The sequence below is a fragment of the Luedemannella helvata genome, assembly GCF_039528415.1.
Taxonomy (GTDB): Bacteria; Actinomycetota; Actinomycetes; order Mycobacteriales; family Micromonosporaceae; genus Luedemannella; species Luedemannella helvata.
The window spans coordinates 60,806-83,669 of sequence record NZ_BAAALS010000014.1 but is presented as its reverse complement, the minus strand read 5'-3'; the positions used below and the strand labels follow the sequence as shown (position 1 = coordinate 83,669).

Sequence of the window (22,864 nt, the reverse complement as noted above, 5' to 3'; positions counted from 1 at the left end):
CGAGGCTACCCGCCCGCCGCCGCTCAGCCCTTTTCGAGGTATTCGGCGCGCTCCTCGTCGACGAGCTTGGCGACCGACGCCGCCAGCGCCGGATGGTCGCTCAGCTCGGGATCGTCGTCGATGAGCCGGATGGCCTCCTCGCGGGCCTCGCCGATGAGCTTGGCGTCGCGCAGCAACGACAGCAGACGCAGGTGGGAGCGGCGCCCGGACTGGCTCGCGCCGAGCACGTCGCCCTCGCGGCGCTGCTCAAGGTCGAGCTCGGCGAGCCGGAACCCGTCCAGGGTGGAGGCCACCGCGTCGAGGCGTTCGCGCGCGGGCGACCCCGGCGGCGCCTCGCTCACCAGCAGGCACAGCCCGGGGGCGCTGCCCCGGCCGACGCGGCCGCGCAGCTGGTGCAGCTGGGAGATGCCGAACCGGTCGGCGTCCAGGATGATCATGACGGTGGCGTTGGGCACGTCGACGCCGACCTCGACGACCGTGGTGGCCACGACGACATCGAGCTTGCCGGCCGCGAAGGAGCGCATGACCGCGTCCTTCTCGTCCGGGGGCAGGCGGCCGTGCAGGGCGGCGATGCGCAGCCCGTGCAGCGGCCCCTCCCGCAGCAGCGGCTCCACGTCGGACACCGCGAGCGGCGGCCGGCGGGCCGACTCGACCGCCAGATCGGCGTCCTCGCCGGTGGCGGCGGCGTCGCCGATGCGGGGGCAGACCACGTAGGCCTGGTGGCCCTTGGCGACCTCCTCGCGCAGGCGCTGCCAGGCGCGGTCGAGGTAGGCGGGCTTCTCGGCGGCGGGCACCACGTGGGTGGCGATGGGCGAGCGACCGCGCGGCAGCTCGGTGAGGCTCGCCACGTCCAGGTCCCCGAAGACGGTCATGGCGACCGTACGCGGGATCGGGGTGGCCGTCATGACGAGCACGTGCGGCGGCCGGTCGGCCTTGGCGCGCAGGGCGTCGCGCTGTTCCACGCCGAAGCGGTGCTGCTCGTCGACGACGACCAGGCCCAGGTCGGCGAAGTCGACACCCTCGTAGAGCAGCGCGTGGGTGCCCACCACGATCCCGGCGGCCCCGGAGGCGACCTCGTCGAGCGCGCGGCGCCGCACGGCGGCGCCCTGCGACCCGGTCACCAGCGCGACCCGGGTGGCCGTGTCGGCGGAGTCCAGCTCCCCGGCCCGGCCGAGCGGCCCGAGCAGCTGGGTGATGCCCCGGTAGTGCTGGGCGGCCAGCACCTCGGTCGGGGCCAGCAGTGCGGCCTGCCCGCCGGCGTCGACGACCTGCAGCATGGCCCGCACCGCGCAGACGGTCTTGCCGGAGCCGACCTCGCCCTGCAACAGGCGGTGCATGGGATGCGGCCGGGCCAGGTCGGCGGCGACCTCCTCGCCGACAGCCCGCTGCCCGGCGGTCAGCTCGTACGGCAGGGCCGCGTCGAACCCGCTCAGCAGGCCGTCGGCCTTGACCGGGCGCGGCGTGGCCGGCCAGTCCGCGGCCCGCCGCTTGCGCTGCACGAGCGCCACCTGCACGGCGAACGCCTCGTCCCAGGCCAGCCGGTGCCGCGCGATGGCCAGCGCCTCGCGCGAGGTCGGATGGTGGATCTCGCGGAGCGCCTCCAGGAGGGGCATGAGCCGGCGCTCGCCCCGGATCCGGCCGGGCATCGGGTCGGGCAGCGGCCCGAGAGTGTCCAGCGCCAGGCGTACGCACTTGCCGATCTGCCAGGTCTTCAGCGCCGAGGTGGACGGGTACACGGGGATGAGCGCCCCCGCGTACTCCGTCAGGGAGTCCTCGCGGTCCTCATCGCCCAGCAGCACGTACTCCGGATGGGTCAACTGGCGGCGGCCCTGGTACTCGCCGACCGTGCCGGCGAACAGTCCCCACCGCCCGGCGGTCAGCTCCTTCTCCCGCCACGCCAGCGCGCCGGCCGACTTGCCGAAGAAGGTGAGCGTGAGGATGCCGCCGGAGTCGTCGCCGACGATCGCGGTCAGGATCGCGCCGGGCCGGTTACGCATGCTGCGCACGCTGGCGCCGTGGACCTGGGCGAGGACGGTGGCCTCCTCGCCGACGGACAGTGCCGCGATGTCGGAGTGCTCGCCGCGCTCCTCGTACCGGCGCGGGAAGTGGTAGATCAGGTCCCCCACGGTGACCAGGTCCAGCTGCGCGGCCAGCGACTTGGCGACGGACGCGCCGAGCACGGACTTGAGCGGGGTGTCCAGCGAGCTCTGCGTGGCGGTCATTCCACTCCCAGCAGCAGCGGGCGATCGGACTGGCCGCCGTGGTAGGCGCGCGCCTCCACGAACGGCCACGCGGTGGCCAGGTGCGCGGTCAGCGTCGCGGCGAGCCCTTCCGGGGCGTCCGCGCCGGTCACGAGCGTGACCAGCTCGCCGCCGCCGGACAGCATCCGGTCGAGCGCGGTGACGCAGACCTCGGTCAGCTCCCGGCCGATGACGTTCACCTCGCCGTCGACGAGCGCGATGTGGTCGCCGGCGGTCGCCCGGCCGGCCACGGTGAGCGCGTCGCTCTCGGCCACGGATATCTCCGCGTACCGGCACGCGCCGGCCGCCTCGGCCATGGCGATGATGTCGTCGCCGAAGCGCCGGCTGGCATCGCGCACGGCGAGCGCCGCGAGGGCCTGCACGGGCGAGCGGGTGGGCACGACCCCGACCTGCACGCCCTCGACCCGGACGGTGTCGGCCGCCGCGGCGGCCGCGGCGCGCGCGTCCGGATCGTCGGGCAGGACGACGACCTGGCGCCGGCCGGTCGCCCGGATGGCGGTGAGCAGGTCCGCGGTGGTCGGGGCCACATGGTCGGTCCAGGCCGCGACGCCTTCGCCGGCGAAGAGGTCCGCGAGCCCGGGACAGCCGCGCGCCACGACGACCACGGCGACACCCTCGGGTACGCCGGCGTGCGCGTGGTTCGCCGCCACCCCGTCGGCGAACCGGGTGACCGAGATGCGATGGGGCCGGCCGGCCCTGATGCCGGCCTCGATCGCCGCGCCGACGTCGTTGACGTGCACGTGGACGTTCCAGACGCCGTCGCCGTCGACGGTGCCCACGGCGTCCGCCCCGACGATGACGAGCGAGTCGCCGAGCGTGGACAGCTCGACGCGCAGCCCCGGCATCCGTGCGGCCGGCGCCTCGAGCAGGTACTGCACCTCATAGGCGTACGCCTCGGAGCCGGTCTCGCGGGCGACCGTGCCGGGCCGCGCGGCCGGGCCGACCAGGTCGGCCGTCGGTGGCCGGTCGGCGATGATCTCGGCCAGCGCCTCAAAGATGATCACCAGGCCCAGGCCGCCCGCGTCGACGACGCCGGCCCGGGCCAGCGTCGGCAACTGCTCCGGCGTGTGCCGCAGGGCCTCGACCGCAGCCTCCGCGGCCGCCACGGCGACGGCGGCGAGGCCGCCCGCGCCAGGGGTCGCCGCGTCCCGCGCGCCGCCCGCCGCCGCCTCGGCGGCCTTGGCTGCGGCCTCCGTGATGCTGAGCATGGTGCCGGGCATGGGGTGGGCGACCGCGGCGACCGCGGCGTCGTGGGCGGCCCGCAGGGCGTGGGCCAGGCCGGCTCCGCCGGCCCGGTCGACCCCGGCGAGCGCGTCGGCGGCGCCGCGCAGGAGCTGGGAGATGATCGCCCCGGAGTTGCCCCGGGCGCCGATCACCGCGCCGCGGGCGAGGCAGCCGAGCGCGGCGCCGAGGCCGTCAAGGTCGGGCCGGTCAGCCAGCGCCGCGTCGGCGGCCGTGACGGTGAGCACCAGGTTGGTGCCCGTGTCGGCGTCGGGCACCGGGAAGACGTTGAGTTGGTCGATCTGGCGCTGGTGTCCGCGCAGCGCCGCCAGCCCGGCCGCGCTCCAGCGGCGGATCACCGCCGCGTCCAGACTCTCCAGCACGGGCTGAGCGTAGTGCGACATGCCGACAATGTCCCCGCACGGGCCGGGTAGGCTCCGGACGAGGTGGCGCCGGACCCGATTCGCGGGCCGGCCCCCGCATCAGCTAACCTAGCGAGGTTGCCTTTTTCCGGGCAGCCGCAGTGTGGCCATGAGACCTGGCCTGATCATCAGAACACCCTTGGAGATACCCGTGGCTAGCGTGTGTGACGTTTGTGGCAAGGGGCCCGGCTTCGGCCACAACGTGTCCCACTCGCACCGGCGTACCAACCGCCGCTGGAACCCCAACATCCAGACCGTGCGGGTGCCCGCCGGTGGTGGCAACCGCAAGCGCCTGCAGGTCTGCACGTCGTGCATCAAGGCCGGCAAGGTCGTCCGCGGCTGATCGCCTGATCGGCGACACAAACCTGACGTACGAACCGCCGGCGCCCCGAGGGGGCGCCGGCGGTTTCGCGCTGCCTACAGGTCGCGGCCGTAGCTGACGCAGAGCGGGTCGTCGCGGTAGTGCCCGTAGTTGGGGATGCGGGTGTAGCCGGCCTTCTCGTAGAGGGCGATGGCCTCCGGCTGCGGCAGGCCGGTCTCCAGCACCACGCGGCGCATGCCGCCCTCGCGGGCGGATTCCTCGATGGCGGCCAGCAGCGCCGCCGCGACCCCGCTCTTGCGCGCGGCCGGCGCCGTGTACATCCGCTTGATCTCGGCGACGTCCTCGGGGATGCCGGGCTCACTGAAGTGCGACAGGGTCCGCCACCCGCCGCAGCCGACCGGCTCGCCGTCGCGCCACGCGACGAGGAACAGGCCCTCCGGCGGGTCGAACTCGACGGCCTCGACGGGCGTCTGGTCGCCCTCGCCGTCACCCCCGTACCGCTCGCTGAGTTCCGCCATAATCGCCGCCACGAGGGAGCGTGCCACCGGCGCCCCGTACCTGGTCGGCTTGATCAAAATATCGCCCACGGCGCATACGCTACGTGTAATTCGGCTCTCTGCAAAAGGGAGTTCCCGTCCGTACCCTGCGCAAATAAGCCGTCGCTGGGCGTCACTAACAGTGACAATCAGCGGAAATGCTCCCAGCCGAGCGGCGAATCAAGGAACGCCCGGCCGTTCACGGTGACCCCCTCCCCCTCCCGCGCGGCACCGATGACCAGCCAGTCCTCACCCAATCGGGTGCCCGCCGGGAAGGTCGCCACGAGAGGGTGATCGTCACCACCCGCGAGCACCCAGGTGTACGGGTCGACCCCGAGCGCGCTCGCGGCGTCCCGCATCGCGGGCGGCACGTCGAACGCCTCCCGCTTGATGTCGATCGCCACCCCGCTCGCGCGCGAGATGTGACCGAGGTCCTGGAGCAGCCCGTCCGACACGTCGATCATCGAGGTGGCGCCGAGGACGGCCGCCGCCGGACCCGCCCAGTAGGGCACCTGCGGCCGCCGGTACGCCTCCACGAGCATCTTGGGCGAGCGGAACCCGCGGGACAGCACCGTGCACCCGGCCGCCGCGTAACCGACCCGGCCCGCCAGCGCCACCACGTCGCCCGGCCGCGCCCCGTCGCGGCGCACGGGGGCACGCCCGCCCAGGTCGCCGAGCGCCGTCACCGCGATGGTGAGCACCGGGCTCGACGACATGTCGCCGCCGACCACGGCCGCCCCGACCAGCTCGCATTCGGCGCCCAGCCCGTCGGCGAGGTCCTCCGCCCAGCTCACGTCGAGGTCCGGCGGCGCGCACAGCGCCACCAGCAGGGCCGTCGCCACGCCGCCCATCGCGGCCACGTCGGCGAGATTCGCGGCGGCGGCCCGGTGCCCCACCTCCACCGCGCTGGACCAGTCGCGGCGGAAGTGCCGCCCCTCGACCAGGACGTCCGTGCAAGCGATGACACGCCCGTCCGGCGCGGCGACGAGGGCCGCGTCGTCCCCGGGGCCGAGCAGCGTGGTGGGCGCGCTGGCCAGCCGGGCCGTGACCTTGGCAATGAGCCCGAACTCCCCCGCCGACGCGACGCTCACGCCGTCACCTCCGCCACGTTCCGGCACGGGTACGAGTTCGACCTGAGCTGATGATCCGCTCGCTGATGATCCGCTCGCTGACGCTCGCTCATTGGTTCGCCTCCATATGGCTGTTTCCTCACTGAAAATGGCCCATTCGTTGATCCTCCCCTCGGCATGGGACCTTATGTTTCGTTAGTCTCACAGCCGGCACGTACGCGGCGAGGGAAGTGGAGACGTGTCGTGGTCCAGGCGTACATCCTCATCCAGACGGAGGTCGGCAGAGCGCGCGAGGTCGCGTCTGTCATTCGAGAGATGCCTGGGGTCCTGCGCGTCGACGCCGTCACCGGCCCGTACGACGTGATTGTCCTCAGCGAGGTGCACAGCGTCGACGAACTCGACCAGCTCGTCCTCAGCAAAATGCACGTCATCGGGGGCATCCAGCGGACGCTGACCTGCTCCGTGGTTCACTTCTGAGGTCATGCCGAAAGATCCTGCCCGCGCCAGCGCCGCCCGACTCGCCACGCTCATCGCGCTACCGGTCGCGCTGCTCGTCGGCGCGGCGTCGCTGTGGTGGACGGGCGCCCTGGGCGGCCGCGAGCCCGCCGCCCCCGCGGCGTCCGGCCCCCAGGCCTCGTCGGCCGTGCGGGTGCCGGAGACGCCGTTGGTGGGCACGGCCGCGGCGGTCTGCCAGGCCGTGATCGCCGAGCTTCCCGACACCGTACGGGCGGCGCAGCGCCGCCCGGTGGAGGCCGACACGGCGGCGGTCGCGGAGCAGGCGGCCGCCTACGGCGACCCCGCGATCGTGCTGAGCTGCGGCGCCCCGGCCGCCGCCAACCCGTCCGGCACGTACTTCGGCCTGTCGGGCGTGTGCTGGTACGCGGCCCAGGCCAGCGCCGACACGACCGTGTGGACGACCGTGGACCGGCAGGTCCCGGTGCGCGTCACCGTCCCGGCCGCCTACGACCCGCCGGGCCAGTGGGTCATCACCTTCAGCGCCCCCATCGCCGCGGCGGACCCGCCGCTGGCCGACCCGCCAGCGGGCTGCGTCAGCGCCCCGATCGCCACGCAGTGAGGCCCCGGTCACAGGGGTCCGGGTGATAGCCTCCGGTCCACCAATTCAACATCCGACAGGGGAGCGCTCGGCGCTGAGAGTGCGGTTCGTCCGCAGACCCTCACAAACCTGATCTGGGTAATGCCAGCGCAGGGAGTTCGGGAGGACAGATGACACACCCCACCCCCACCCGGTGGCGCACGCTGGACATCGTGGTCGCGTCCGTCATCGCGGTCGCGTTCGGCGTCGTCTTCTGGGGCTGGAACCAGCTCTACACCGGCGTCGAGGGCGCCTTCACCGCGTTCCCGCCGGCCAAGGGCGCGATCGCCGGCGTCTGGTTCCTGCCGGCCGTGCTGGGCCCGCTCGTGATCCGCAAGCCGGGCGCCGGCGTGTTCACCGAGACGGTCGCGTCGACCGTCTCCGCACTGCTGGGCGCCCAGTGGGGCTTCACGACCGTGCTCTACGGGCTGTTGCAGGGCGTCGGTGGCGAGGCGGCCTTCGCGGGCACGGCGTACCGCTCGTTCCGGCTGCCGGCGGCGCTCGTCGGCGGCACGCTCGCCGGTCTGGCGGCCGGTTGGCTGGACGTGGTCATGTACTACGCCGACTGGTCGCCCGGCTGGCAGGTGGCGCACGTCGCCATCACGGCCGCGTCCGGTCTGGTGATCGCCGGCCTGGGCGGCTGGGCGCTCACCCGGGCACTGGCGCAGACGGGCGCGCTCGACCGCTTCCCCTCGGGCCGTGACCGGTCGCTCGTCTAGCCCGGTCGCGCACGTCGAGCTGCGCGGGTTCGGCTGGCGGCATGCGGGCCGCCGGGCCTGGGCGCTGCGCGGCGTGGACCTGCGCGTCGAGCGCGGCGAGCGGGTGTTGCTGCTCGGCCCGTCCGGGGCCGGCAAGAGCACGCTGCTCGCCGCGCTGGCGGGCCTGCTGGCCGCCGATTCGGGCGAGCAGGAGGGCACCCTCACGGTCGGCGGCGCGGACCCGCGCGAGCGCCGCCACCGCACGGGCGCGCTCTTCCAGGACCCGCAGACGCAGCTGATCATGGCCCGCAGCGGCGACGACGTGGCCTTCGGTCTGGAGAACCTCGGGGTACCCCGGGAGGCGATCTGGCCGCGGGTGGCCGAGGTCCTGCGCCTGGTCGGCTTCCCGTACGGTCCGGACCGCCGGACCGACGCGCTGTCGGGCGGGGAGCAGCAGCGCCTGGCGCTGGCCGGGGTCCTCGCGCCCGACCCGGACCTGCTGCTGCTCGACGAGCCGACCGCCAATCTGGACCCGGCCGGCGGCGTCCTGGTCCGCGAGGCGGTGCGCGCGGCCCTGGAGGCGGCCGGCGCCACGCTGGTGCTGGTGGAGCATCGCGTGGCCGAGTCGCTGCCGCTGGTCGACCGGGTGGTCGTGCTCGAACCGGGCGGCGGCGTCATGGCCGACGGCCCGCCGGAGGCGGTGTTCGCGGCGCACGGCGGGTCCCTGGCCGAGGCCGGCGTGTGGGTCCCCGGCGTCCCCATCGCGACCCGGCGCTCCACCGTCCCCGCAGGCGACGCCCTGCTCACGGCAGAGGCGGTCGGCTTCCGCCACCCGGGCGCGGCCCGCCCGGCGCTCGCGGGCGTCGACGTGAGCGTCCGCGCCGGCCGCGCGCTGGCCGTGACCGGGCCCAACGGGTCCGGTAAGTCGACGCTCGCCCTGATCCTGGGCGGCCTGCTCGGTCCGACGACCGGCGCCGTGCACGCGACGGCGGCGCTCGGCGCGAGTCTCGTGGGCCGGCCGCCACACCGGTGGCGGGCGACCGACCTGACCACCCGCATCGGGTCGGTGTTCCAGGACCCGGAGCACCAGTTCGTGACGTCGCGGGTGCGCGACGAGCTGGCGCTGGGGCCGCAGCGTACCGGCCGCTCGCCGGCCGAGGTGTCGGCCACCGTGTCGCGGCTGCTGGACAGCCTGCGCCTGGACAGGTTGGCCGAGGCCAACCCGTACACCCTGTCCGGCGGGGAGCAGCGGCGCCTCAGCGTGGCGACCGCGCTGGCCACCGCGCCGCGCGTACTCGTCCTGGATGAACCCACGTTCGGCCAGGACCGCCGCACCTGGCTGGAGCTGGTCGACATGCTGGCGCGGCTGCGCGACGAGGGCCGGGCGGTGGTCGCGGTGACCCACGACCCCGACGTGGTCGAGGCGCTGGCCGACGACCGGCTGGACCTGGCGGCGGCGCCGTGAGGTTCGCGGAGCCGATCGCCGACCCGGCCGCGCCGCTGGCCCGGCGCAACCCGACCGCGAAGGTCGCGGCCGCACTGGTGGTGACGGTGGCGCTCGTCGTGTCGCTGGACCCGGTCGCGCCGGCGGTGGCGCTGGCCGTGGAGCTGGCGGTGCTGCCGCTGTTCGGGCTGCGCTACCGGGCGCTGGCGGCGCGGTTCTGGCCGCTGCTGGTGGCCGCCGGCGGCGCGGCGCTGACCTACCTGGTGTTCGGGCAGCGCACCGGCGAGGTGCTGGTCAGCGCGGGACCGTGGGTACTCACGACCGGCATGCTGGTCAGCGGGGCGAGCCTGGTGCTGCGGGTGTTCGCGCTGGCGCTGCCGGGCATCGCGGTCTTCGCCAGTACGGATCCGACCGACCTGGCCGACTCCCTGGTGCAGAACGCGAAGATGCCGGCCCGTTTCGCGCTCGGCGCGCTGGCCGCGCTGCGCCTGCTCCCCTTACTGGGCAACGACTGGGAGATGCTGCGCATGGCGCGGCGGGCGCGCGGCGTCGACGCGGGCGGCAACCCGCTGGCGCGGCTGCGCATGTTCGCCTCGATGACGTTCGCGATGCTGGTGCACGCGATCCGGCGCGGGACCCAGTTGGCCACGGCCATGGACGCGCGCGGCTTCGACTCGGGGCTGCCCCGCAGCTACGCGCGCGAGCAGCCGTTCCGGGCGGCCGACGCGGCGCTCGTGGCCGGCGCGGTGGCGCTGTCCATCGTGGCCGTCGCGGCGAGCGTCGCCACGGGCGTCTTCAACCCCGTGTTCCGGTAGTCGTGTCCGCGCGACGACCACACGCGACCGGTGCTAGGCGAAGTGGTCCAACGGGCCGTGGCCGGCGCCCAGCGACCATCGCGCGCCGGCGGTGACCGCCCGCTGCACGTAGGTCTTCGCCGCCGTCACCGCTTCGGTCACCGCCAGGCCCTTGGCCAGCCCGGCCGCGATCGCCGAGGCGAACGTGCATCCCGTGCCGTGGTTGTTGGGCGTGTCCACGCGGGGGGCGCGCAGCTCATGGATCGTCGAGCCGTCCCACACGACGTCGACGGCCTCGCCGGCCGCGTCACTCACCGCGTGGCCGCCCTTGACCACCACGACCGAAGGCCCCAGCGCGCCGAGGGCGACGGCCGCCTCCCGTTGCTCGGCGAGGGTGCCGATCGAGCCCTTCACCAGGACCTCGGCCTCCACCAGGTTGGGTGTCACCACGGTGGCGTGCGGCAGCAGCTCGGCCACGTAGAGCCGCTCGGCCGCCGGCTCCAGCAGGCGGTCGCCGCTGGACGCGACCATCACCGGGTCGACCACGAGCGAGGGCAGCCGGCCGGCGGCGGCGAGCTTGGCGACCGCGTGCACGATGCCCGCGGTGGCCAGCATGCCCGTCTTGGTCGCGGCCACGGGCAGGTCCTCGAGGACGGCCTCCGCCTGGGCGAGCACGAACTCGGCAGGGACGGCGTGCACGCCCCGCACGCCGACCGTGTTCTGCGCGGTGAGTGCCGTGATGGCGCTCGTGCCGAACACCCCGAGCGCGGCGAAGGTCTTCAGGTCGGCCTGGATGCCGGCGCCGCCGCCGGAGTCGGAGCCGGCGATCGTGAGCGCGACGGGCGGGTTCATGCGGGCACCTCCGCTAGGGCCGCCAGGTAGGCGGCGACGATGGCCGGGTCGCGCATCGCGGGACCCATGACGGCGACGCCGTACGCGCCGGCGCGCCGGCAGTCGGCGACATGCTCGGGCAGCACGCCGCCCAGGGCGAAGACCGGGACCTGACCGCACAGGGAGGCCAGGCCGGACGGGCCCAGCGCGGGCCCGTAGCCGGGCTTCGATGCGGTCGGGTAGATCGGCGAGACCGTGACGTAGTCGCAGCCCTCGGCCGCCGCGCGGGCGACCTCGGCCGCGTCGTGGCAGGACCGGCCGACGAGCGCCGGGCGCGGCCCGGGGAAGGGATCGCGCGCGGCGAGGTGCACGCCGCCGGCCGGCCAGCCGGGATCGCGGGGCGGCCCCGCGCCGACCGGGCCGCCAGGCACCGCAGCGCCGCCAGGCACGCCAGCGCCGGCCGGGCCGCCGGCCACGATCAGGGTGCCGTCGACCGGGGCGAGGAGGGCGGCGAGGTCGGCCGCGAGCGCGCGCCGCCGCGCGTACGGCTGGTGTTTTTCGCGGAGGACGACGGCGCGCACGCCGCGGTCGATGGCCCCGGCCACGACGAACGTCAGCGGACCCGCCGCATGGGTGGCGTCCGTGAGGAGCAGGAGGCGCGGCAGCATCTACAGCTCCGGGAAGCCCGCGATCTGGGTGGATGCCTCCGCGTGCCAGCGGCGCGGGATGCGGCCGGCGCGGTAGGCGGCGCGGCCCGCGCGGATGGCGTCGCGCATGGCGATCGCCATCAGCTCGGGGTCGCGGGCCCGCGTCACCGCCGAGGCGAGCAGGACCGCGTCGCAGCCCAGCTCCATGGCCAGCGCCGCGTCCGACGCCGTGCCGACGCCCGCGTCCAGGATCACCGGGACCTGCACGGCCTCGCGGATGAGCGAGATGTTGTGCGGGTTGCGGATGCCCAGGCCGCTGCCGATCGGCGAGCCGAGCGGCATGACGGCCGCGCAGCCGATGTCCGCGAGCCGCCGCGCGGTGATGGGGTCGTCGTTCGTGTACGGCAGGACGGTGAACCCGTCCGCGACGAGGCGCTCGGCGGCGTCGAGCAGCTCCACCGGGTCGGGCAGCAGGGTGTGCTCGTCCCCGATGACCTCCAGCTTGACCCAGTCCGTCTCGAACGCCTCGCGGGCCAGCTTCGCCGTCAGCACCGCCTCGCGGGCGGTCATGCAGCCGGCCGTGTTGGGCAGCAGCTTGACCTTGCTGCGCTCCACGACCTCCAGCAGCGGGGTGCCCGCCGAGGCCTCGACGCGGCGCAGCGCGATCGTCACCAGCTGGGTGGCCGACCCCACGATGGCCTTTTCCAGGACCTCAAGGCTGGGTACGCCCCCGGTGCCCAGCAGCAGGCGCGAGGCGAAGTCCTCGCCCGCAATGGTCAGCACGTCATCCATGATCAGCCTCCCGCCACCGGCGCCAGGATCTCGACCTTGTCCCCTTCGGACAGTGCCGTGCTGTCCCACTCGCTGCGCGGGACCACCTCGCTGTTGCGCGCGACCGCGACGCGGCGCTGCTCGTCCGTACGCGCGCGCACCAGTTGACCCACCGACCAGCCGTCGGTGACGTCAGCCGGCTGGCCGTTGATGACGATGTTCATGACCGCTCCCTGAACCGGTCCGTACCGAATCCCCGCGCCGCCTCGGGCAGCGCGCCGTCCGCGATCAGCTCGGCGATGGCCTCCCCGGTCACGGGCGCGAGCAGGACGCCGTTGCGGTAGTGCCCGGTCGCCAGGACGAGGCCGGGCAGGTCGCTGTCGCCGAGCAGCGGCGCGTTGTCCGGGGTACCCGGGCGGAAGCGCACCAGCGTCTCGGTCAGCTCGCACTCGGTCACCCCGGGCACGACCTCGATGGCGTCGCGCAGCAGCTCGTACACCCCGCCGGCCGTCACCGACCGGTCGAAGCCCTGCTCCTCGACGGTCGCGCCGATGATGAGCTGGTCGTCGCGCAGCGGCACCAGGTAGACGGCCCGGCCGCGCACGAGCGCGCGGACCGTGCCGTCGAGCAGGCCGGCCGCCCTGCGCAGCCGCAGGATCTGACCCTTCACCGGCCGTACCGGCAGCGGCGGTACGCCCGGCAGCGACGCGCTCCACGCGCCGAGGGCGAGCACGACCGTCCCCGCGGCGATGGTCGTCCCGTCGGCCAGCCGCAGCCCGGTGGCCCGGCCGTCGGCCGTGACCAGTGCCTCGACCCCGGTCGTGAGGACGGTCGCGCCGGCCTGGCGGGCGGCGACCGTGAGCGCGTCGCGCACGGCGCGGGCGTCGACGGAGTGGTCGGACGGGATGCGCACCGCGCCGCGCACCCGCGTGGTCAGCGACGGCTCGACCCGGCGGGCCTGCGTCGGGGTGAGGCGCTCGGCCGGCAGGCCCAGCTCCAGGTGGAAGGCGTGCAGGTCGTCGAGGACGCGCGTGTCGTCGGCGTCGAAGCCGACCTGCAGCGTGCCGGCCGTGCGCAGGGCCACGTCGACGCCGGTCGCCTGCTGGAGTTCGGCGACGAACGCCGGGTACCGCTTCAGGGACGCCCGGGCCAGGCCGAGCAGGCGCTCCTCCCCGTACGTGGCCTCCGCGACCGGGGCGAGCATGCCGGCGGCGGCCTGCCCCGCGCCCTGGGTGGGGTCGGCGTCGACGACGGTGACCCGCAGCCCTTTCTTCGCGCAGCGCCAGGCGACGGACATGCCGATCAGCCCGCCGCCGGCCACGACGACGTCGTTCATCGCGTCACCGCCTTCAGCAGATCCGCCGTCGCGGCGGCCGGGTCGGCCGCGTCGGAGACCGCCGTGACGACGGCGACGCCGTGGGCGCCGGCGGCCATCAGGTCCGGGACCCGGTCCAGCGTGATGCCGCCGATGGCGATCACGGGGACGTCGACCGCGCGCGCCACCGCGCCGATCCCCCCGGCCCCGAGCGGGTCCGGCAGCCCGTCCTTCGTGGACGTGGCGTAGGCCGGGCCGATGCCGAGGTAGTCCGCGCCCTCGGCGACCAGTCGCGCGGCCAGGACCGGCTCGCGCGCGGTGCCGCCGATGAGGTGCCCCGGCCCGGCGACCCGGCGGACGGCTTCGATGGGCAGGTCCGTGTTGCCGAGGTGGGTGCCGTGCGCGCCGATGGCCAGCGCGATGTCGACGCGGTCGTTGACCACGCAGGTCGCGCCGTACTCGTCGCACAGCGCCATCAGGCGGCGGCCGAGGTCGTAGAGGTCGCTGTCGGTGACGCCCTTGACCCGCAGCTGGGCCACCGGCGCCCCGGCGGCGAGCGCCGCGCCGGTCGCGGCGAGCGCGTCGCGACCGTCGCGGGCGTCCGTGAGCACGTGCAGCCGCCCGATCACGACGCGACCTCCTCGCTGGGCGCCGGGACGGGCACGCGCCGCCTCGCGGGCAGGCACACCGCCACCGTCAGCAGGGCGGCGACCGCCAGGCTGACCAGCGACGCCGACCAGCCGTTGCCGGGGTCGATGCCCAGGTCGGTCTGCCGGGCCGTCCACCAGGCCGTCCAGCCCGACCCCACGCCGGAGAAGTACGTCGGCAGGGTCAGCTGGTACGCCACGAAGCCGGCCACCCAGGGCAGGAGCAGCCACGGGCGCGCCGGGGCGGTGTCCGACACGTCCCACGCGCCGCGCGGCATCACGTAGTACGCCACGAGGAACACCCCGACCAGCGGCACGAACACCGCGCCGATGAGGAACAGGAACGGCTCGTAGGCGGCGATGTCGAAGGTGAAGGCGAGCAGCGTCGCGACGCCGCCGACCGCGAGGGCGAGGATGCGGCGGTCCAGCCGGCCCGACAGGTTCTGCGCCGACACGGCCGTCGAGTAGATGTTGGCGAACGCCTCGTCCACCTCGACGAAGACGAGGACCAACAAGGCCACGAACCCCAGCGGTACGGCCAGCAGCGCGCCGATCACGTCCAGCCCGGCGGCCCCGTACGCGGCCAGGGCCAGCGCGCCGAGGGTGAAGAACGCGATGGTCGCCATGCCGTATCCGACGGAGGTGCCGGCGAACGCCGCCCGGCCGCCGCGCACGTGGCGGGTGTAGTCCGCGGCGAGCGGGAACCACGACACCGGCAGCGCGATGACGATGTCGACCGCGGTCCAGAACGATCCGGCGCCGCCGTCGGTGAACGCGGGCAGCGGGTGGGAGAGGACCTCCACGAACAGGTAGACGACGCTGGCCAGGGCGGCCCACACCGCGTACCGGGCGAGGACCCGCACCGCGCCGAGCGGACGCAGCGCCATGAGCGTGGCCAGCACGCCCGCGCCGAGCACGAACGGCCAGCGCGGCGCGTCCAGCAGGCGCGACGCCGCCTCGGCGATGATGACGATCTCGAACGTGGCCCAGCCGACGCACTGCACGATGTTGAGCGCGGTCGGCAGGTAGGAGGCGCGCCGCCCGAGCAGGCCGCGCAGCAGCACCATGGCCGGCGCGCCCTCCCGGGCGCCGGCGGCGGCGCCGAGCCCGAGCAGGAGCGCGCCGATGACCGCGCCGACGACGATGGCGGCGAAGGTCGGCCCGAGCGGTCGCCCGGGCAGGATGACGTAGGCCGCGGCCACCGGCAGCAACAGGCTGATGCCCAGGTTGCCCCACAGGCCGAGGGTGTCGCGGAAGCCGAGCAGCCGGGGGGCCGGCTCGGCCAGGGTCAGAGGCGCGTCGGCCTCGAGGGTGGCAGGGGTGCCCATGTGAAGAATCTCCCTACGCCGGCATTACCCGGTCAGGTTCCAACGGTCGGCGGAAGATTCATCCGCCCTCTCAGCCCGGTGATCCCCGAGCTCCCGTTCACAACACCCGCCACTGTACGCCAGCGTGCGACCGTGTCCCTATGTCTCTATCATAGAGACATAGCGGGTACCATGGCGTTATGTTAGCGACAAGGTGCTGCGATGATCTACGCTGATCCGCCACTCACCTCCGAGGATCAAGCCGTGCTCGCGGAGATCCACGGCATGCGCCGGGAACTCGCGAGCGTCATGCGCGCGCCGAAACGCTGGCAGGGCGGATTGCGGCGCACCATGCTGGCGCGGGCCATCCGCGGCTCCAACAGCATCGAGGGGTACATCGTCGCGGAGGACGACGCAGCGGCGGCGCTCGACGACGACGCGCCGCTGAGCGCCGACGAGCGCACCTGGGCCGAGATCCGCGGCTACCGCCAGGCGCTGGGTTACGTGCTGCAGATGGCCGGCGATCCTCACTTCACCATCGACACGTCCGCCATGCGCGGCATGCACTTCATGATGCTCGCCCACGACCTCACGAAAAGCCCGGGTCAGTACCGGACGGGGCAGATCTTCGTGCACGATGAGAACCAGGGCGCCGTGGTCTACGAGGGTCCGGAGGCCGGGCGGGTGCCAAGCCTCATGACCGAACTCGCTGCCAGCCTGCAGGCGGACGTCGACACGGACCCGCTCGTGCGCGGCGCGATGGCGCACCTCAACCTCGTGATGATTCACCCGTTCCGCGACGGGAACGGACGTATGGCCCGGGCGCTGCAAACGCTGGCGATCTCGCGGCAGTCCATCATCGAGCCGGCCTTCTCTAGCATTGAGGAGTGGCTGGGCCACAACACGGAGGACTACTACCGGGCGCTCGCCCTCACCGGACAGGGCTCGTGGCGGCCGCGTGGCGACGCGCATCTGTGGGCGGCGTTCAACCTCCGTGCGCACCACATGCAGGCACAGACCGTCGCCCGGCGGATGGACGAGGCGTCCGCCATCTGGATCGAGCTGGACGACCTCGTCAACGCGCATCGCCTGCCCACGCGACTGACCGAGCTGCTCTATGAGCTCGTGCTCGGCTACCGGGTGCGCCGCTCCGGCTACATGCACCTGACCGGGATCGAGACGCGCACCGCGACCCGCGACCTCGGCCGCCTCGCCGAACTAGGGCTCGTGGAGGCCCGGGGCGAGACACGCGGCCGGCACTATGTGGCGGGACAGACGCTTCGCGAGCTACGGCAGCGGTGCCGTGAGCGCCGGCCGGCACTGGCCGACCCGTACCCGTGGATGCGGCGTCATCTCGCGACGGGTGAACACTGACCGACGGCGGCGGTAGAAGTCCCGGCCACAGGGTCCAGGACGATCAACTCTGCGTACGCCGACGACTACCAGAGCTCGAAGTCTGGTCCGGCCGCATGACAGCCGACCCGCCCATGTGCGATTATCGCACTATGGCCGACCAGGGAGAATGGCCGGATATCGGCGAACGCATCCGGACCGCGCGGCTAGCCGCCCGCCTCTCGCAGAGCGAGCTGGCCGCCGCCATCGGGCTCGATCGCACCATGATCGCCAAAATGGAGGCAGGCTCCCGCCGCGTCGACGCTCTCGAACTCGCCAGGCTCGCCACTGCGCTGGGCGTACCGATGGCCACCTTCCTGGAGCGTGGGCCACTCGTGCTGTCCCACAGGTCGATGACCCTCACCGAGGACACCGACACCGAGGCCGGACGGGAAACCGTCACGCTCGACATCGCCCTGGCGACGTGGTTCCGGGAACTGCGCCAGCTCATCGGCATCGGCATGCTCACGCCACGGCCGGTCATGAGTTACCCCCACAAGGTCACCTCCGCGGAGGACGCGCGTCGGGCCGCGATGTGGCTGCGCGACGAACTGCACCTGGCAGACCAACCGATCGACAGCATGATGAGCCTGTGCGAACAGTGTGGACAGCAGGTTCTTGTCACATCGCTGCCCGGCGATGGCGCTTCGGCGATCGACGGCGACCTGGCGGCGGCTGTCGTAAGCCTCCAGGGTGACCCTGGCCGGCGCCGGGCCACAGCCGCCCATGAACTGGGACACATGCTTCTCGGGGACGAGTACTCCAGCGATCTCGGCGTCAACGCCTCGCGCGAGAGCCGGGAGGCGGTGATCAACGCGTTCGCGGCCGAACTGCTCATGCCGATGTCGGCCTTCGCCCGCCACAAGGCGTCCGGCGAGCCGATCACGCGTGATCAGCTCCTTCGGCTCGCCGCGACGTACCGCACCTCGTGGTCGCTGACCGTCCGGCAGGCGCGGGCGGCGGGCCTCGGTCCGTTCTCACCGCGAATGGTCCAGGCAAGTCCGACCCGAGCCGAGTTTCTCGAGGCCATCGGGTGGACTCCGCAACCAGATCTCGATTCCATCCGGGTGCCACCGGCATTCGCGAACGCCGTCATGCGAGCGTGGCGGGACGGCTACCTCACGCGCACCCGCGTCGTCGAACTCATGCACGGTCAGATCGAGGAGAACGATCTGCCGCGAGACGCGGAGGGCGATGTCGCGCCATGACCGCCGCCGCCCCCGGAACGCAGCGTCGCCTGTTCTTCGACACGATGTGCCTGTCGCACTTCGCCCGCGCGGAGCGTTTGGACGTGCTACGGGACCTGACGCTGGACCAGGACTGTTGGACGACAACCGTCGTACGCAGCGAGTTGGCGGCAGGCGCCGTCCACTATCCGGAACTGGCGCAGACGCTGTCCCTCGATTGGCTCCAGATCGCACGGCTGGACGCTCAGGACGACCTGCGGTGTTTCGCCACGTGGGCGGAGCGACTCGGTGCACAGACGCGCGATCAGGGTGAGGCCAGCATCTTCGCCGCCGCTGAGCGCCACTCCGGCATCGCCATTACCGATGACCGCGAGGCGACCAGAGTGGCCCGCCGGTACGGGGCCGAGGTCCACGGAACGATATGGCTGCTCGCCGCAGCCTGTCGCGGCGGCAAGTTCACCGTCGTGAACGCGGGCACCGTCGTTGACGCACTTCGGCGAAAAGGTGCCCGGCTGCCGTGCACCGGCGACGAGTTCGGACGCTACGCCGCCGGCCACGGCCTCCTCGCCGGTCCGTGAGACGGTGCATGTGCCTGGTGATCGCATATGGCTCGGGCGGCGGGTGTGGGACGGTCCAGCACCGTCCGAACGCTCAGGACTCCGGTGGGGGCACCGGGTTGGGGATGGCGCCGCCGAAGCGGCGGTCGCGCTGGGCGTACAGCTCGCAGGCGTGCCAGAGGTGGCGGCGGTCGAAGTCCGGCCACAGGGTGTCCATGAAGATCAGCTCGGCGTAGGCGGACTGCCAGAGCAGGAAGTTGGACGTGCGCTGCTCGCCGGACGGGCGCAGGAACAGGTCCACCTCGGGTACCTCAGGGTGGTAGAGGTAGCGCGCGAAGACCTTTTCGTTGATCTTGTCTGGGTCGACCTTGCCGGCCGCCACGTCGCGGGCCAGAGCGGCGGCCGCGTCGGCCACCTCGGCCTGGCCGCCGTAGTTCACGCAGAACTGCAACGTGAGCGTGGAGTTGTGCCGTGACATCTCCTCGGCCGTCTGCAGCTCGGAGATCACGCTCTTCCACAGCCGGCCCGCCCGCCCGGACCACACGACCCGTACGCCCAGCTCCACGAGCTGGTCGCGGCGGCGGCGGATCACGTCGCGGTTGAAACCCATGAGGAAGCGGACCTCCTCGGGCGAGCGGCGCCAGTTCTCCGTCGAGAAGGCGTAGGCCGACAGGTACGGGATGCCGAGCTCGATGGCACCCTCGACCGTGTCGAACAGGGAGAACTCCCCCCGCTCGTGGCCCTTCGTGCGGGGCAGTCCGCGCTCCTTGGCCCAGCGGCCGTTGCCGTCCATGACGATGGCGACGTGCCTGGGCAGCACCTCGGCGGGCAGCGCCGGCGGGCGGGCCCCGGAGGGGTGCGGCGTGGGCGGCTTCAGAGCGACGGGAGCGGCGGTGCGGCGGCCCCGGCCGAGGGATCTGATCACGTGCGCTCTCCATTGCTCGTACGGTCGACCAACGGCAGCGAGCGTAGTCCCCGTTCCAGGTGCCACTGCAGGTGCGCGGCGACCAGGCCGCTGCACTCCCGGCGCGGGCCGGCCTCGCTGGCGTCCGCGATCTTCCAGTCCCCGTCGGCCAGGGCGACCATGAGCTCCAGGGTCGCGGGGGCGGGCCGGGCGGCGCCGGGCGGCCGGCAGTCCGGGCACACGGCACCCCCGGCCGGTACGGAGAACGCGGCGTGCCGGCCCGCCGTCCCGCAGACGGCACAGGCGCTCAGCGCGGGCGCCCAGCCGGCCGTGGTCATGGCCCGCAGCAGGTACGCGTCGAGCACGAGCGGGCCCGCGTGCTCGCGCAGCGACAGGGCGCGCAGCGCGCCCAGGGTCAGCAGGAACAGCCGCAGGGACGGCTCGCGCTCGATCGGAGTCAGCCGCTCGGCGGTCTCCGCGATGGCCGACGCCGCCGTGTACCGGGGGTAGTCGTCGAGGAAGCTGCGCCCGTACAGGTCGATTCCCTCGACCTGGCTGACCATGTGCAGCGAGCGTTCGATCGTGGCCGGGTTGACCGTGGCCGACCCGGCGAGCTGGACGTCGACGTGGCCGAACGGCTCCAGCCGGGCGCCGAAGCGCGAGGTCGTGCGGCGCACGCCCCGGGCGACGGCCCGGATGCGGCCGTGCCGGCGGGTGAACAGCGTGATGATCCGGTCGGACTCACCCAGCTTCTGCGCGCGCAGCACGATCGCGTCGTCGCGGTACAGCTTCGTGCGCATGCCGGGCATCGGACCATTGTGCCGCGCCGGGGCGCGGGGCGGGCACGCTGACCTGGCGCAGCGGTCCCACGGCCGGCGACACCGGCACGCCGACCAGCGGCGCGGGGACCGCCGCGGCGGCGAGCGCCGGGGCGCGCACGCCCGGGACGGGCAGCGCGGGCGCGCGCAGCGACGGAACGGGCCGGGGCGCTCCCGGCAGCAGCCGCACGGGGCGGCGGGCGGCGACGTCCTCGATCCAGCCGAACGCCAGGATCGCGACGACGATGAGTACCGCCGCGCCGGCCACCCGCCACGCGACCCCGCCGGATCCGACCAGGTGCACGCCCGCGGCGGCGAGCAGCGCACCCGTGCCGACGATGGCCGCCTGGTGCCACAGGTACACGGTGACGGCGCGCGCGTTGAGGACGGCCACGACGCGGCGCACGCTCGGCAGCCGGTCGATGAACGCCAGGTCACGCGGGGCGAAGCCGACCAGCAGGAGCACGAACGCCATGGACCACAGGGCGTCGGCGAGCGGCATGTCGTTGAGGTCCCACGGCCGCGCGCCCGGGTGGGTGAGGCCCCACGCCGCGCCGGCCAGCGCGAGGGCGCCCGCGACGGCGCCGAGCGCCCACGGCCGGACCTTCGCGAGCAGGTTGTCGTGGTGGGCGAAGCCGAGCAGCCAGCACCCGAAGTACAGGCCGAAGTCGGCGACCACGCCGTGGACCGGCAGGCCGAGGTCCACGGCGGCCCGCAGCGCGAGCGGGACGACGAGCATCGGCACCGGCCAGCGCCGGAACGCCCACAACGCGACCGGCGACAGCAGCACGAACCACAGGTACTGGCGGATGTACCAGAGGACGCCGAGCACGCTGGTGCCCCAGCCGTTGGCGACCGGGTCCTGCAGCGGCAGCACCCAGTGCAGCAGGTGCCAGCCGACCGGCAGCCCGCCGAACAGCAGCATGGCCGGCACGAACACGGCGCCGACGAGCCAGAAGGGCGGCAGCAGGCGGCGCAGCCGACGACCGACCGCGCGCACGCCGTGCCGGTCGAGGGAGGCGGCCATGAGCGAGCCGGCCATCGCGAACATCACCCCCATCGCCGGAAAGACGATGGTCAGCGCGGCCCACCCGGTCGCGTGATAGAGCGCTACCCGCACGATGGCGACGGCACGCACGACGTCAAAGTAACGGTTGCGCATCGCCTCGCCCTACCCTGACGGCGCTCGACGGAAACCCGGGTCACCCGCATCCTGGGACAGGGTCATCCGATCGTGGGATCATTGAATTCCCAGGGATTCTACATTGACGCTCATGAATTTTTGAAGGTCCGCCGGGTGACGGCTGCCGCGTCTCAGAAGCCGAGGCGGCGCAGCTGGCGCGGGTCGCGCTGCCAGTCCTTGGCGACACGTACGTGCAGGTCGAGGTAGACGCGGGTGTCCAGCAGGTCCTCGATCTCGCCCCGGGCGCGGGTGCCTACCTCGCGCAGGCGGCTGCCGCCCGCGCCGATGACGATCGCCTTCTGGCTCGGCCGCTCCACGTACACATCCGCGTAGATCTTCGTCACCGCACGCGGTCCGGCGTCCTCGTCCGGCCGTTGGATCTCCTCGACGAGTACGGCGATGGAGTGCGGCAGCTCGTCGCGGACTCCCTCCAGCGCGGCCTCGCGGATCAGTTCCGCGATGAGCACCTGCTCCGGCTCGTCGGTGATCATGTCGGAGGGGTACAGCTGCGGCGACGTCGGCAGGTACGTCGCCAGCACGTCGACGAGCACGTCGAGCTGGTCGCCGCTCACCGCGCTCACCGGTACGACCTCGGCGAAGTCGCCGAGCTGCGAGACCTCGACGAGGCGCTGCGCCAGCTCCGCCTTACCCACGAGGTCGGTCTTCGTGACGACCGCCACGACGGGCGCCTTCAGCTCGGCGATCTCGGCGGTGATGAACCGGTCGCCGCGCCCGATCTCCTCGTCGGCCGGCAGGCACAGGCCGATCACGTCGACCTCGCTCCACGTCTGGCGGACCAGGTCGTTGAGCCGCTCGCCGAGGACGGTCTTCGGCTTGTGCAGCCCGGGGGTGTCGACGAAGACGAGCTGCGCGTCCGGCCGGTGCACCACGCCGCGCACCACGTGGCGGGTGGTCTGCGGCCGGGTGCTCGTAATGGCGATCTTCTGCCCGACGATCGCGTTGACGAGCGTGGACTTGCCCGCGTTCGGCCGGCCGACGAAGCAGGCGAAGCCCGCGCGGAACGAACCCACGCCCGTCCCCCGGTGACCCGCCCCGCTCATGCCCCGACCGGACCGGTGAGCGTGCCGAGCACGGTGCCGTCCGGCGCGGCCGCGTGCACGGGCGCGTCGGCGGACAGGTCGCGCACGGCCGCGTACCCCTCGCCGTCCACGGTGGACGCCTCCGTCACCACAGCGGCCGCCTCGATGACGGTCGCGCCCGCGGACACCGCCTGAGCCACCGCGAGCTGCAGCGCCGACAGCGTCAGCGACGGCAGCCCCACGGTCGACGCCGCGTACGTGCGCCCGTCGCCGTCGCGGACGGCCGCGCCCTCCAGCGCGGTGGTGCGCGCCCGGGCCGACCGGGCGAGCGTCACCAGCTTCGCGTCCTCGGCGCTCAACGGGGCGATGTCGGTGTCCAGCTCAGGCATGAACGGTGCCACTCC

At 73.6% G+C, this 22,864-nt stretch carries 25 protein-coding genes and 2 riboswitches; of the genes, 9 read left to right on the top strand and 16 right to left on the bottom strand.

What is annotated here, in order from left to right:
* Nucleotides 1-23 precede the first annotated feature (23 nt).
* Both recG and ABD191_RS15725 read right to left on the bottom strand, forming a co-directional pair.
* Nucleotides 24-2,222, bottom strand: coding sequence for an ATP-dependent DNA helicase RecG (gene recG, locus ABD191_RS15730; RefSeq protein ID WP_344082199.1), 2,199 nt, complete (start codon nt 2,220-2,222; stop codon nt 24-26).
* Nucleotides 2,219-3,865, bottom strand: coding sequence for a DAK2 domain-containing protein (locus ABD191_RS15725; RefSeq protein WP_344082197.1), 1,647 nt, complete (start codon nt 3,863-3,865; stop codon nt 2,219-2,221). Before ABD191_RS15725 ends, recG begins: the two co-directional genes overlap by 4 nt.
* Nucleotides 3,866-4,055: 190 nt before the next feature.
* Here ABD191_RS15725 and rpmB point away from each other — a divergent pair, with 190 nt between their 5' ends.
* Entirely contained in the window at nt 4,056-4,247 is a 192-nt protein-coding gene (rpmB, locus tag ABD191_RS15720) for a 50S ribosomal protein L28 (RefSeq protein WP_344082195.1), read from the top strand.
* 74 nt (nt 4,248-4,321) lie between these two features.
* Here the strand turns inward: rpmB and ABD191_RS15715 are convergent, their stop codons facing one another.
* Nucleotides 4,322-4,813, bottom strand: coding sequence for a GNAT family N-acetyltransferase (locus ABD191_RS15715; protein ID WP_344082193.1), 492 nt, complete (start codon nt 4,811-4,813; stop codon nt 4,322-4,324).
* A 98-nt stretch (nt 4,814-4,911) separates the two neighbouring features.
* Complete coding sequence (locus tag ABD191_RS15710) at nt 4,912-5,880, bottom strand: thiamine-phosphate kinase (protein WP_425560726.1); 969 nt, start codon at nt 5,878-5,880, stop codon at nt 4,912-4,914.
* A 195-nt stretch (nt 5,881-6,075) separates the two neighbouring features.
* Here ABD191_RS15710 and ABD191_RS15705 point away from each other — a divergent pair, with 195 nt between their 5' ends.
* The 5 genes from ABD191_RS15705 (at nt 6,076) to ABD191_RS15685 (ending at nt 9,882) form a co-directional block, all read left to right on the top strand.
* Nucleotides 6,076-6,309 carry an Lrp/AsnC family transcriptional regulator gene (locus tag ABD191_RS15705; protein ID WP_344082189.1) on the top strand — a complete coding sequence of 78 codons (234 nt, stop codon included), beginning with the start codon at nt 6,076-6,078 and terminating at the stop codon, nt 6,307-6,309.
* Between the two features lie 4 nt (nt 6,310-6,313).
* A complete protein-coding gene (locus ABD191_RS15700) occupies nt 6,314-6,907 on the top strand; it encodes a DUF3515 family protein (protein ID WP_344082187.1) in 594 nt (197 codons plus the stop codon).
* A 47-nt stretch (nt 6,908-6,954) separates the two neighbouring features.
* A riboswitch (TPP riboswitch) is annotated at nt 6,955-7,060 on the top strand.
* Nucleotides 7,057-7,644 (top strand): ECF transporter S component, encoded by a 588-nt coding sequence (locus tag ABD191_RS15695; protein WP_344082185.1) that lies wholly within the window; start codon nt 7,057-7,059, stop codon nt 7,642-7,644. It overlaps the preceding riboswitch by 4 nt.
* Entirely contained in the window at nt 7,625-9,088 is a 1,464-nt protein-coding gene (locus ABD191_RS15690; RefSeq protein WP_344082183.1) for an ABC transporter ATP-binding protein, read from the top strand. Before ABD191_RS15695 ends, ABD191_RS15690 begins: the two co-directional genes overlap by 20 nt.
* Nucleotides 9,085-9,882 carry an energy-coupling factor transporter transmembrane component T family protein gene (locus ABD191_RS15685; RefSeq protein WP_344082181.1) on the top strand — a complete coding sequence of 266 codons (798 nt, stop codon included), beginning with the start codon at nt 9,085-9,087 and terminating at the stop codon, nt 9,880-9,882. Before ABD191_RS15690 ends, ABD191_RS15685 begins: the two co-directional genes overlap by 4 nt.
* Before the next feature lie 33 nt (nt 9,883-9,915).
* On the opposite strand, the gene thiD is transcribed toward ABD191_RS15685, so the two are convergent.
* The 7 genes from thiD to ABD191_RS15650 form a co-directional block, all read right to left on the bottom strand.
* Nucleotides 9,916-10,713, bottom strand: coding sequence for a bifunctional hydroxymethylpyrimidine kinase/phosphomethylpyrimidine kinase (gene thiD, locus ABD191_RS15680; RefSeq protein WP_344082179.1), 798 nt, complete (start codon nt 10,711-10,713; stop codon nt 9,916-9,918).
* Nucleotides 10,710-11,360, bottom strand: a complete 651-nt coding sequence (locus ABD191_RS15675) for a thiamine phosphate synthase (RefSeq protein WP_344082177.1) — start codon at nt 11,358-11,360, stop codon at nt 10,710-10,712. The genes thiD and ABD191_RS15675 overlap by 4 nt, the downstream gene beginning before the upstream one ends.
* A complete protein-coding gene (locus ABD191_RS15670) occupies nt 11,361-12,131 on the bottom strand; it encodes a thiazole synthase (RefSeq protein WP_344082175.1) in 771 nt (256 codons plus the stop codon).
* A 2-nt stretch (nt 12,132-12,133) separates the two neighbouring features.
* Nucleotides 12,134-12,334: a sulfur carrier protein ThiS gene (thiS, locus tag ABD191_RS15665; RefSeq protein ID WP_344082173.1), complete on the bottom strand. Its 201-nt coding sequence runs from the start codon at nt 12,332-12,334 to the stop codon at nt 12,134-12,136.
* Complete coding sequence (gene thiO / locus ABD191_RS15660) at nt 12,331-13,446, bottom strand: glycine oxidase ThiO (protein ID WP_344082171.1); 1,116 nt, start codon at nt 13,444-13,446, stop codon at nt 12,331-12,333. The genes thiS and thiO overlap by 4 nt, the downstream gene beginning before the upstream one ends.
* Nucleotides 13,443-14,054: a thiamine phosphate synthase gene (gene thiE, locus ABD191_RS15655; RefSeq protein ID WP_344082169.1), complete on the bottom strand. Its 612-nt coding sequence runs from the start codon at nt 14,052-14,054 to the stop codon at nt 13,443-13,445. The genes thiO and thiE overlap by 4 nt, the downstream gene beginning before the upstream one ends.
* Entirely contained in the window at nt 14,051-15,400 is a 1,350-nt protein-coding gene (locus ABD191_RS15650) for a purine-cytosine permease family protein (protein WP_344082167.1), read from the bottom strand. Before ABD191_RS15650 ends, thiE begins: the two co-directional genes overlap by 4 nt.
* Nucleotides 15,394-15,504: riboswitch (TPP riboswitch) on the bottom strand. It overlaps the preceding gene by 7 nt.
* A 97-nt stretch (nt 15,505-15,601) precedes the next feature.
* Here ABD191_RS15650 and ABD191_RS15645 point away from each other — a divergent pair.
* The 3 genes from ABD191_RS15645 (at nt 15,602) to ABD191_RS15635 (ending at nt 18,536) form a co-directional block, all read left to right on the top strand.
* The gene (locus ABD191_RS15645) at nt 15,602-16,753 is read left to right on the top strand and encodes a Fic family protein (RefSeq protein ID WP_344082165.1); all 1,152 of its coding nucleotides are present in this window, start codon (nt 15,602-15,604) and stop codon (nt 16,751-16,753) included.
* Nucleotides 16,754-16,848: 95 nt separating this feature from the next.
* A complete protein-coding gene (locus ABD191_RS15640; protein WP_344082163.1) occupies nt 16,849-17,979 on the top strand; it encodes a helix-turn-helix domain-containing protein in 1,131 nt (376 codons plus the stop codon).
* Nucleotides 17,976-18,536 carry a PIN domain-containing protein gene (locus ABD191_RS15635; RefSeq protein WP_344082161.1) on the top strand — a complete coding sequence of 187 codons (561 nt, stop codon included), beginning with the start codon at nt 17,976-17,978 and terminating at the stop codon, nt 18,534-18,536. The genes ABD191_RS15640 and ABD191_RS15635 overlap by 4 nt, the downstream gene beginning before the upstream one ends.
* 73 nt (nt 18,537-18,609) lie before the next feature.
* Here ABD191_RS15635 and ABD191_RS15630 read toward each other — a convergent pair whose 3' ends face one another.
* From ABD191_RS15630 to ABD191_RS15610, 5 genes are all read right to left on the bottom strand, one after another.
* A complete protein-coding gene (locus tag ABD191_RS15630) occupies nt 18,610-19,440 on the bottom strand; it encodes an isoprenyl transferase (protein WP_344082159.1) in 831 nt (276 codons plus the stop codon).
* The gene (gene recO / locus ABD191_RS15625) at nt 19,437-20,228 is read right to left on the bottom strand and encodes a DNA repair protein RecO (RefSeq protein WP_344082157.1); all 792 of its coding nucleotides are present in this window, start codon (nt 20,226-20,228) and stop codon (nt 19,437-19,439) included. Before recO ends, ABD191_RS15630 begins: the two co-directional genes overlap by 4 nt.
* On the bottom strand, nt 20,161-21,399 hold the full coding sequence (locus ABD191_RS15620) for an acyltransferase family protein (RefSeq protein WP_344082155.1): 1,239 nt from the start codon (nt 21,397-21,399) through the stop codon (nt 20,161-20,163). Before ABD191_RS15620 ends, recO begins: the two co-directional genes overlap by 68 nt.
* 152 nt (nt 21,400-21,551) lie before the next feature.
* Nucleotides 21,552-22,481: a GTPase Era gene (gene era, locus ABD191_RS15615; protein WP_344082153.1), complete on the bottom strand. Its 930-nt coding sequence runs from the start codon at nt 22,479-22,481 to the stop codon at nt 21,552-21,554.
* Nucleotides 22,478-22,849 carry a cytidine deaminase gene (locus tag ABD191_RS15610; RefSeq protein ID WP_344082151.1) on the bottom strand — a complete coding sequence of 124 codons (372 nt, stop codon included), beginning with the start codon at nt 22,847-22,849 and terminating at the stop codon, nt 22,478-22,480. Before ABD191_RS15610 ends, era begins: the two co-directional genes overlap by 4 nt.
* Nucleotides 22,850-22,864: the final 15 nt, after the last annotated feature.